Source organism: Fischerella sp. (assembly GCF_013388695.1).
Taxonomy (GTDB): domain Bacteria; phylum Cyanobacteriota; class Cyanobacteriia; order Cyanobacteriales; family Nostocaceae; genus PCC9605.
In genome coordinates this window covers 18,306-27,062 of record NZ_JACAEU010000100.1, presented here as the reverse complement: position 1 = coordinate 27,062, position 8,757 = coordinate 18,306, and the positions used below count along the sequence as shown (strand labels likewise).

Here is an 8,757-nt window from a genome sequence, read left to right as displayed (position 1 = left end):
ATTTTTGAAAAGATACGTAGGGGAGGCAAAAAGGGGTGTGGATTTTCCTCCCCCTTTATTGCCGTTGCGTTACGCCAAAGGCTAACGCACCATTCTATGTTTTTGGTGCCGTACTCTCGCCGATAAAACACCCTATCTGTACTTAGATTTTTTCAATAATCAAACCGGATTCCTATACTTATTTTTGTCTAGCTATTTAGTTTATTGATAGTTATTTTTTATACTAATACAATATGTATGTAAACTTATCATAATATTAAATTAAGTATTACTCAGATTTATATTTCGTTATTTCGCCAGCTGATTAAGTATCTTATACTAAAGTGACGTTATCCCAAAAGTTGATGCTCGATTTCAACACCTTAGCGGAGTTTTCCCGCGCCAACTGCATCAGTATTTGTACATTTCTCGTACCAGCAAACTTGGTTGCCACGCTGTTGACGATTACTTTTGCTGTACTCCGTTGCCCACCACAGCAAGTGTGGCCAGCTTCCGGAGCAGCCTGCATGTTTGCTTTAATGATGGTACTGCACGTTTATACTTGGTTCATGATTGGTGTAGTCATGGTTCCCACTTACGTTTTGTTGTCGCTAGCGATTACCTGTTTGATTGGTAATTTGGGAGCAATTTTGTTTCATACACGCCATTTTCCCACGCCAAGTTTTGGCAAATAGAAATTTTGAGCGCTGAAATTTCAAGAGTGTGATTACACGAACAAAGTCCGCAAATGCAGGCTTTAGGGTTATCAAGTATGGTATTTTGAGGCAATAGTAAATGGCGATCGCGCTTGTGGTAGAGGAGGGCGATCGCTCATTACCACACTACATAGTCATAAATTGTTAATTCGCATATCTCCGCCACTGCCAAAGTGCTACAATCAGCTCTGATGCTAGGGGTGCCTGCATACAGGCTGAGATTAGACCCTTAGAACCTGAATCCGGGTAATACCGGCGAAGGGAAGCTGTTTATAGAGGTAAAGTAAATATGCGAACAGAATGGGTCGCCAAGCGGCGTGGGCTGAGCAATGTTACTCAAATGTACTATGCTCGTCAGGGTATCATTACCGAAGAAATGCACTACGTCGCCCAGCGGGAAAACCTCCCCGTCGAGCTAATCAGAGATGAGGTAGCGCGGGGACGGATGATTATTCCTGCGAATATCAATCACACAAACTTAGAGCCAATGTGTATTGGCATTGCCTCTAAGTGTAAAGTAAATGCCAACATTGGTGCTTCTCCCAACTCTTCTGATATCAATGAAGAACTGGAAAAGCTAAGACTGGCAGTAAAATACGGTGCTGATACCGTCATGGATTTATCTACTGGCGGCGGTAATTTAGATGAAATTCGCACCGCGATTATCAAAGCTTCACCCGTTCCCATTGGCACAGTGCCAGTCTACCAAGCTTTAGAAAGCGTTCATGGTAGGGTTGAAAACCTCAGTCCCAATGATTTTCTCCACGTGATTGAGAAACACGCCCAGCAAGGGGTAGATTACATGACTATCCACGCCGGGATTTTGATTGAACATTTGCCCTTGGTGAGAAACCGCCTGACTGGTATCGTCTCTCGCGGCGGTGGCATTCTCGCAAAGTGGATGCTGCATCACCACAAACAAAACCCACTTTACACTCACTTCCGGGACATCATCGAAATTTTCAAGAAATATGATATCTCATTTAGCTTAGGTGACTCGCTACGTCCTGGTTGTACCCATGATGCATCTGATGAAGCGCAGTTAGCCGAACTCAAAACCCTCGGACAATTGACCCGCAAAGCTTGGGAGCATGACGTACAGGTGATGGTCGAAGGTCCCGGACACGTCCCAATGGATCAAATTGAGTTTAACGTTAAAAAGCAGATGGAAGAGTGTTCAGAAGCACCTTTCTATGTTCTGGGGCCATTAGTCACAGACATCGCTCCCGGTTATGACCATATCACCTCTGCTATTGGTGCGGCTATGGCGGGATGGTACGGTACTGCTATGCTGTGCTACGTGACACCCAAGGAACATCTAGGTCTTCCCAATCCTGAAGATGTGCGAAACGGGTTGATTGCCTACAAGATTGCGGCTCATGCGGCGGATATCGCCAGACACCGCCCAGGGGCAAGAGACAGAGACGACGAACTCTCCCGCGCTCGTTACAACTTCGACTGGAACCGTCAGTTTGAATTGGCGCTTGATCCCGACAGAGCTAGAGAATACCATGACGAAACCTTGCCAGCAGACATTTACAAAACTGCTGAGTTTTGCTCAATGTGCGGACCCAAGTTCTGTCCGATGCAAACCAAAGTGGATGCAGACGCGCTAACAGAACTAGAGAAGTTTTTGGCAAAAGAGACTGTCACTCAAAGTTAACAGTCTTTTAAACGCAAAGTAACGCAGAGGTAAACGCAAAGGAACGCAGAGGACTTCTTTGCGTTCCTCTGCGTTTTTAATAAAAGCTCACTTCATCTGCCGATACCGTTCTTGAATCTCCTCAATCGTCAACACTGCCTGAAATTTCAACCCTACTGACTCATAAAACTCTGCTCCGCCCTGCTTGCGATCTACCAGAGAAATTACTTGATTAACAGTATAAGTTGCTGCTCTCAGGCGTTCAACTGCTTTCATCGCAGATTGTCCGGTAGTGACAACATCTTCCAAAACGACCACGTTTGCACCTTCTGGCAAATTGGGACCTTCTATGTACGCCCTCGTCCCATGCCCTTTAGCTTCTTTGCGAATAATCAGCGCTGGTATCGGGCGGTGTTCGTAGGCAGAAACCACAGTCACTGCCGTAACAATCGGATCTGCGCCCAGTGTTAAACCAGCCACTGCTTGAGTATCTGGTGGTAATAGCGATAAGAGAATACGACCAATTGCCAAAGCACCTTGGGGATGGAGCGTTACCTCTTTACCATTGATGTAATAGGAACTACGTTGTCCGGAAGAGAGAACAAAATCACCCTCTTGATATGCCAGTTGACAAAATAAATCTAGTAATTTGTTACGCAGAACTGTCAGATCGCTACTATCTGCCCAAAAATCAGACTGGGTAAGGCTTTCGGCTTGATAAGTCATCACAAGAGATTAAAAATTGTGCTAAACCAAAGGTTGAACTCCTAAGTAACAGGGCGTAAAAAACATAACTATGAGGTTTGTGAGTGGTTAGTAGATAGTAGTTAGTAGTTTGACTATTAACCACTAACCACTAACTACTAACAGCCACCATGAGAAATATGTTTATTCATTCCCACCTACTTAAGAGTTCTGAAAATAAGGATAAGTTAAGATTCGCGCAAACACAGAGGAGCTATAAAAATGACTTTTAAGTTCAAAGCCTTGGGTGGTTTATTAGTGATTTTTGCTACTGCTATTGCTTTTCCAGCAGTAGCAAAAGAGGAGATGCAGACACCTAATTATGAATATGAAACAGCGAATGAAGTATTTGAGCGAGCTTATTTTAAAAATGACCCTAATTTCTTTGGCAATACCACTACCAAGAGCAATATAAACTTCTTAGTGGGGCCTGGTTCGTTGTCCCGGAGTTCCTTTCCAGAAAAGCAGATTGCGCGAGATGCTGAACTGGTTAATCTTGTTTATCGGGATACTCTCTATCAGCAAGTTAGTAACGATCCTTACCTTCGCACTCCAGATTTACCCAATCCTTACAACACTTCGCTGTTAATGTCTCCCGGTTTGAATGCTAGCAAGCTGAAAGTCGGAACTGAGTTCCGATTTGAGCAAATGCCTCCTCGGTAAAATCCTACTATAAAGAGAAAGAGTCAATAGTCAACTGTTTATTTACCATTGACTATTGACTATGTACCAATACGGTTCAGTTAAGGATTTTTGGTACAAAAAATTGGTCTGTAGAGACGCGAAATTTCGCGTCTCTACGAACATGAAAATTTTAATTCTATGATTAAGTAATCCAGGGTACAGGAGTTGAACCTGTCTAAGGCGAATTATGAGTTCGCTGCCTCAACCGCTCGGCCAACCCTGGTCATGTCTGATAAATTTTAGCATAATTATACTACTTGTGTGCGATCGCCATTAGCCGATCGGGTTTTTATACTACATTATTCGATTCTGCAATAGTGCAGACTAAGATTAATAAAGTTCCCTTAAGGATGAAGCTCAGCAGCTTCAATACTTTGAGATAGACCAGCATTTTTCTGCCATAGCTTGTCAGCAATGAAACTAAATTCTACTGTACTTTTAACTTTGACTTTGTTAACCCTGATGTTAGGAGCTGGTTCTGTAAGTGCGATTTTGGGATTTGATATAGGCAGTAAAGCACTAAAAGGTGTAACTGCACCAGATGCTCGTCCGACTAGCAAGTTTACCAGCCCTAAGACAGGTAATTCACAACATGGAGGATTAACGCTCTTAAAAGAGGAAGAAATCCTGAAAATTGTCAAGGCACGGATTGAGGGCAAGACCAAAGCTGCTAAATCAGAAAATACAGAGGAAGAGGACGAGGAGGCTACTAACAAAAAGGAGAAGCCAGAGGAAAAGCCCCAAGAAGAGGTTGAAGAAAAACCCCAGGAAGGATTTCCAGTTAATGCTGAAAGTGATGGTGTGAGTCTGTCGGTACAATCTGCTCGCTATTCTGGCGGTGCTTTGCAACTGCGCGTGAAAATGCAGAATAAAGGTAAAGATTCTGTGCGCTTCCTCTATAGTTTTTTGGATGTCACAGATGATAAAGGGCGAACCCTCAGTGCCAGTACAGACGGCTTGCCATCAGAATTGCCTAACAATGCACCACCATTTTCTGGTACTGTAAGTATTCCTACAGCTTTGCTTGATGATGTCAAAAGTATCTCACTTTCTCTGACAGATTATCCTGCTCAAAAACTGAAGTTAGAAGTGTCAGATATTCCTGTAGAAAGGTAACTGGGAACTGGGGACTAGGGACTGGGGATTAGGTATTAGTAAATAAGAAAAATCTTCTCCCAATCCCCAATCCCCAATACCCAATACCCAAATGGGAGCGTTTACACGAGCTTTGGCAGTGATAAGTTTTCCTGGCTTGAGTTGGACTGATGTAGGGCTGCGATTGTTGTCAGTACTACTGCTGATTGCTATCAATGCTTTTTTTGTTACGGCCGAGTTTTCGATGGTAACAGTACGGCGATCGCGCATTCACCAGTTAGTTGAGGCTGGTGACATTCAGGCGGTAGCAGTTGAGGTTTTGCAGCACAGTATTGACCGATTGTTGTCTACAACTCAATTAGGGATTACCCTTTCGAGTTTGGCACTGGGGTGGATTGGAGAAAGTACAATTGTCGTTTTAGTGCGATCGTGGCTCCTATCCTGGCCCTTACCTAGTAGGATGAGTACCTTTCTCGCCCATTCTCTATCAATCCCGATCGCCTTTTTTTTGATTGCTTATCTGCAAATTGTCTTGGGTGAATTGTGTCCTAAATCGGTAGCTATGCTGTACTCAGAACAACTAGCACGGTTTTTAGGGCCTTTTGTTAGAGCGATCGTCCGATTTTTTAAACCTTTTATTTGGATTCTCAACCAATCTACCCGCTGTCTGTTACGGCTATTTGGCATTGAATATACAGGTCAGAGTTGGAGACCACCCGTTACTCCTGAGGAACTGCAACTAATTATCTCTACAGAACACGAATCTACTGGTTTGCAAGCTGAAGAACGAGAACTGCTCAAAAATGTTTTTGAGTTTGGGGATGTAACCGCACAAGCAGTCATGGTTCCCCGCACAAACATAGTAGTGCTGCCTAACGATGCTACCTTACAAACTTTTCTCGAACAAATGGCAGCAACAGGTCATTCTTGCTTCCCTATTGTCGGAGAATCTTTAGATGATATTCGTGGCATTGTTTACTTTCAAGACTTAGCAAAACCTTTAGCTACGGGCAAGTTGATTTTAGAAGCACAGATCCAAGCGTGGATGCGTTCAATACGATTTGTGCCGGAAAATACGCCCTTAAATGAACTATTGCCCATGATGCAGCAAGAAAAGCTAGGAATGGTAGTAGTTGTGGATGAATTTGGTGGAACGGTAGGACTGGTTACTATTGAAGATGTCATTGCTCAAATTATTGGTGACATAGGCGCAACAGAAACTACTGACGAATTGTTGATCGATTTGGTTGATGAGCAAACATTCTTAGTGCAAGCGCAGATCAACTTGGAAGACCTTAACGAAGTGTTACGTCTCAATTTACCTTTGCGGAAGGAATACCAAACACTAGCAGGCTTTTTGCTGTATCAATTGCAGAAAGTTCCTTCCCTTGGTGAAACCTTACGCTATCAAAATCTGGAATTCACTGTTATGTCGATTAAAGGGCCTAGGTTGCATCAAATTCAGGTACGACGCTTGGAGGGGTGATGGGGTGAATCTTTTTCAAGTGTCTCCCCATCTTCCCACCTCCCCATCTCTTACTGAGCATAAGGCAACGGATCTTTAAGCCCCAACTCAGCAAAAGCTGCAAGACGCAATTGACAAGCATCGCAGACACCGCACGCAACATCACCACCAGCGTAGCAAGACCAAGTAAATTGCCAAGGTACTCCCAACTTGTTACCCAATTGGATAATTTCGGTTTTTTTCAGGTTGATTAGGGGTGTAACAATTTTAATAGGCTTGCCTTCACGTCCTTGTTTTGTTCCCAAACGAAAAACTTCCTGCATCGCTTGGATATAGTCAGGACGACAATCAGGATATCCAGAGTAATCTAAGGCGTTAACACCTATGTAAACACGTTCAGCGGCAATGGTTTCAGCATAACCAAGGGCAAAGCTTAAAAAGATGGTATTTCGCGCCGGAACATAGGTTACAGGTATATTTTGCGACATTTCTTTGACGGAGCGCCCTTGGGGTAAATCAATTGCATCGTCAGTGAGTGCTGAACCACCCCATAGCCGCAAGTCAAATGTTACTACTTGATTTTGGACTACGCCTGCTTTTTGTGCGATCGCCAAGGCTGACTGTAACTCTCGTCGATGTCGTTGCTGATAATCAAAGAAAATGGTGTAACACTCACAACCATCTGCTAGTGCTTGGTAGAGAACTGTGGAAGAGTCTAATCCACCAGACAATAAAATTACAGCTTTCATCTTTACTAAGGGTGTAGGGGTATGGTGTATAGGGATGTAGGGAAACCCTTACTCCCTTAAACCCATTTTTAAGTAACAAGCAAGAATAATTGTTGACTTTCTTGCTGAGTTGATTGCAAGCGGCTGCTATTCCAACAAAACGCTTTTGCCGAAAAACCTTTCAGTGGTTGGTAACTTAACAGACAAAAAAATTATTTATTTTTACTTGTATTAATTGGATAATTATACCGCTAATAAATTTCCTCAATAACACTAGGGAATATATACAATTATCATACTTATTTTGGGAGGTAAAAAATAGGACAAAAAAGTTTTTATGTAAAGTGTCTAAAGCAACATCAATTTTTACCGATCGTACAAAACACAGCCAGATGGTGGGAACTCATAACAAACTTTGAAATTCTTCATAAATAGAACCTCTATGTTACCATCTGGATGGTTTTAGACGACTCGTCAGTGGCAGTTTGAGTATCAAAGCCAACGACCGTAGCGTCTCTAAATTTGGTGGTTGAGGAGAGAATGAGAGTGCAAGATAGCAGCATGTCAGCAGGAGAACAGAACGGACACGGACACCGCACCCAACCCCATCCGATCCGCATAGGCGTGATCGGTGTGGGTAATATGGGACAACATCATGCCCGTGTCCTGAGTTCGATGAAAGACGTTGAACTGGTCGGTGTTGCAGATATAAATGTCGAGCGAGGTTTAGAAACCGCCAGCAGATATAAGGTGCGTTTTTTTGAGGATTACTGTGACCTGCTGCCCCATGTGGAAGCGGTTTGCGTTGCCGTTCCTACGCGCCTGCATTATGCAGTCGGGATTAATTGTTTATTGGCAGGAATTCATGTTTTGATTGAAAAGCCGATTGCTGCCAGTATTTCTGAGGCAGAATCGCTAGTAAATGCAGCAGCCGAGTCTGGGTGTATTTTACAAGTAGGTCACATTGAACGCTTCAGCCCAGCCTTTCAAGAATTAAACAAGGTGCTAAAGACTGAGGAATTGCTGGCGCTAGAAGCTCACCGGATGAGTCCCTACTCAAATCGTGCTAACGATGTCTCTGTTGTCTTGGACTTAATGATTCATGACATTGACTTACTGTTGGAATTAGCCGCTTCGCCAGTGGTCAAGTTAACAGCTAGTGGCAATCGTACTTTAGATTCTGGTTATTTAGATTACGTGAGTGCGACTTTGGGATTTGCCAATGGCATTGTTGCCACGCTGACTTCTAGCAAAGTCACTCATCGCAAAATCCGCAGTATAGTCGCCCATTGTAAAAACTCATATACAGAGGCAGATTTTCTCAAGAATGAAATTTTGATTCACCGACATACCACTGCCAACTCTATGACGGATTATCGGCAAGTACTTTACAGGCAGGATGGTGTAATTGAAAAAGTCTATACTACTAACACTGATAAGTTAGGAGCAGAATTGGAACATTTTGTCAACTGCGTGCGCGGCGGCAATCAACCTTCGGTTGGCGGCGAACAAGCGCTTAAAGCTCTAAGATTAGCAAGTTTAATTGAACAGATGGCGCTAGAAGAACGAGTTTGGAATCCCTTGGATTGGGAATCTGAACCGAGAATGCAACCTTTGACACCCACTGTATAAAAAGAGTGGGAGAGTGAGAGATTGGGAGAGTGGGAGAAGTCAGTAATTACTGTTTCCCTCTCTCCCTTTCTT

General features: G+C 43.4%; 8 protein-coding genes, 1 tRNA gene and 1 riboswitch. Of the genes, 6 read left to right on the top strand and 3 right to left on the bottom strand.

What is annotated here, in order from left to right; genetic code table 11:
• Positions 1-344 precede the first annotated feature (344 nt).
• Positions 345-674, top strand: coding sequence for a hypothetical protein (locus HXY43_RS13805; protein WP_290883735.1), 330 nt, complete (start codon positions 345-347; stop codon positions 672-674).
• Positions 675-881: 207 nt separating this feature from the next.
• Positions 882-976, top strand: a riboswitch (TPP riboswitch).
• A gap of 8 nt (positions 977-984) precedes the next feature.
• On the top strand, positions 985-2,358 hold the full coding sequence (thiC, locus tag HXY43_RS13800; protein WP_290883734.1) for a phosphomethylpyrimidine synthase: 1,374 nt from the start codon (positions 985-987) through the stop codon (positions 2,356-2,358).
• Between the two features lie 87 nt (positions 2,359-2,445).
• On the opposite strand, the gene pyrE is transcribed toward thiC, so the two are convergent.
• A complete protein-coding gene (gene pyrE / locus HXY43_RS13795; RefSeq protein WP_290883736.1) occupies positions 2,446-3,063 on the bottom strand; it encodes an orotate phosphoribosyltransferase in 618 nt (205 codons plus the stop codon).
• Positions 3,064-3,303: 240 nt separating this feature from the next.
• Between pyrE and HXY43_RS13790 the strand changes: the two genes are divergently transcribed.
• Complete coding sequence (locus HXY43_RS13790) at positions 3,304-3,744, top strand: hypothetical protein (protein ID WP_290883733.1); 441 nt, start codon at positions 3,304-3,306, stop codon at positions 3,742-3,744.
• A gap of 171 nt (positions 3,745-3,915) precedes the next feature.
• Here HXY43_RS13790 and HXY43_RS13785 read toward each other — a convergent pair.
• Positions 3,916-3,988, bottom strand: a tRNA-Ile gene (locus HXY43_RS13785).
• Positions 3,989-4,179: 191 nt separating this feature from the next.
• On the opposite strand from HXY43_RS13785, the gene HXY43_RS13780 reads away from it, so the two are divergent.
• Positions 4,180-4,881, top strand: coding sequence for a hypothetical protein (locus HXY43_RS13780; protein ID WP_026734264.1), 702 nt, complete (start codon positions 4,180-4,182; stop codon positions 4,879-4,881).
• A 91-nt stretch (positions 4,882-4,972) separates the two neighbouring features.
• Positions 4,973-6,346, top strand: coding sequence for a hemolysin family protein (locus tag HXY43_RS13775; RefSeq protein WP_290883732.1), 1,374 nt, complete (start codon positions 4,973-4,975; stop codon positions 6,344-6,346).
• A gap of 50 nt (positions 6,347-6,396) precedes the next feature.
• Here HXY43_RS13775 and queC read toward each other — a convergent pair whose 3' ends face one another.
• Positions 6,397-7,074 (bottom strand): 7-cyano-7-deazaguanine synthase QueC, encoded by a 678-nt coding sequence (gene queC, locus HXY43_RS13770; protein ID WP_026734262.1) that lies wholly within the window; start codon positions 7,072-7,074, stop codon positions 6,397-6,399.
• A gap of 519 nt (positions 7,075-7,593) precedes the next feature.
• Between queC and HXY43_RS13765 the strand changes: the two genes are divergently transcribed.
• The gene (locus HXY43_RS13765; RefSeq protein WP_290883731.1) at positions 7,594-8,685 is read left to right on the top strand and encodes a Gfo/Idh/MocA family oxidoreductase; all 1,092 of its coding nucleotides are present in this window, start codon (positions 7,594-7,596) and stop codon (positions 8,683-8,685) included.
• The last annotated feature ends 72 nt before the right edge of the window (positions 8,686-8,757 follow it).